Source organism: Burkholderia sp. Tr-862, assembly GCF_011753085.1.
In the GTDB taxonomy this organism is placed as follows: Bacteria; Pseudomonadota; Gammaproteobacteria; order Burkholderiales; family Burkholderiaceae; genus Burkholderia; species Burkholderia ambifaria.
The window spans coordinates 1-1,496 of record NZ_VWWG01000381.1; the positions used below are offsets into that span (position 1 = coordinate 1).

At 70.1% G+C, this 1,496-nt stretch carries 2 protein-coding genes; both read left to right on the plus strand.

Annotated features, from left to right (window positions below):
- On the plus strand, positions 1–700 hold a 700-nt coding region (gene sctQ, locus F3J14_RS34990; RefSeq protein WP_166726762.1), incomplete at its 5' end, for a type III secretion system cytoplasmic ring protein SctQ.
- 3 nt (positions 701–703) lie between these two features.
- Positions 704–1,378, plus strand: a complete 675-nt coding sequence (sctR, locus tag F3J14_RS34995) for a type III secretion system export apparatus subunit SctR (RefSeq protein ID WP_166726763.1) — start codon at positions 704–706, stop codon at positions 1,376–1,378.
- Positions 1,379–1,496: the final 118 nt, after the last annotated feature.

Below are 1,496 nucleotides of genomic sequence, written 5' to 3' on the forward strand. Positions count from 1 at the left end.
CGCGAGCGTGCCCGCGTGGCGCACCGCGCCGGCCGCGCTGCGCTTCGAGCTGCGTCGCGCCGACGGCGCGTGGCGCTGCCATGGCGCCCTGCTGTTCGATGCGCCGGACGCGCTCGCGGTGTTCTTCGCGACACCGGCGGCCACGCGAGCCGATACGCGCGCCGCGTATGCGAGCCTGCCGGTGCCGCTGGTGTTCGAGATCGGCCGGACCGAGCTGACGATGGCCGAGCTGGCCGACGTCGTCGGCGGCGACATCATCGCGATCGAGCACTGGCGCGCGCACGAGCAGAACCTGCTGTGCGTCGCGCGGGTGCCGGCCGCGCCGGCGTGGGAGATCACCGGACGGCCGTCGGGCAACCGGCTGACCGTCGAACGAATCAGGGAGATGCCTTTGGAACCGACCCGCACCGACACCCCGTCCCCGGCCACACACGATGCGTCGCCGAACGATGAGCCGCGCGCGCTCGACGGCCTCGCGGTCGACCTGCGTTTCGAGTTGCCGCCCACGTCGATCCCGCTCGGCGAACTCGGCGCGCTGCAGCCCGGCGCGGTGATCGAGCTGCAGCAAGGGATCAACCAGAGCGTGATCCATCTCGTCGCGAACGGGATGCTGATCGGCACCGGCCAGCTGATCGCGGTCGGCCAGAAGCTTGGCGTGCGCGTCGTCACGCTGACGCAGCCCGCGCCGCGCGAGCGCTGAACGATGGGCAACCTGCCGAATCCGGTCGCGCTGATCGCGGTGATCGCCGCGCTCGGCATCGCGCCGTTCGCGGCGCTAATGGTGACGAGCTATACGAAGCTCGTGGTCGTGCTCGGCCTGCTGCGCTCCGCGCTCGGCATCCAGCAGGTGCCGCCGAACCTCGTGCTGAACGGCATCGCGCTGATCCTGTCGCTGTTCATCATGGCGCCGGTCGGGATGTCGATCCGCGACGCGCTGCAGTCTCGCCACTTCGATGCAGCGGGGCAGCTGTCGACCGCCGATATCGGCGTACTCGCCGATGCCGCGCTGCCGCCGATCAAGGATTTCCTGGTGTCGCATACGCGGCAGCGCGACCGCGAATTCTTCGTGCGCACCGCGACGTCGGTCTGGCCGAAGAATCGCGCGGACGGCATCAAGGACGACGACCTGCTCGTGCTGGTGCCGAGCTTCACGCTCGCCGAGCTGACCAAGGCGTTCCAGATCGGCTTCGTGATCTATATCGTGTTCATCGTCGTCGACCTGCTGGTCGCGAACATCCTGCTCGCGCTCGGGATGCAGATGATCTCGCCGACGACGATCTCGGTGCCGTTCAAGCTGCTGCTGTTCGTCGCGCTCGACGGCTGGTCGCTGCTCGTGCACGGGCTCGTGATGTCGTACCGCGTGGCGGGGGCGGGATGAACGCGCGCGGCCCGCGCTCCACCGTTGCGAGCCTGTGCGCGCTGATCACGACGCTCGCACTGGCGCTCGCATGGGCGGGCCTGCAGCCGCGCAGCGCGCACGCGGCCGGCAGCGCCGG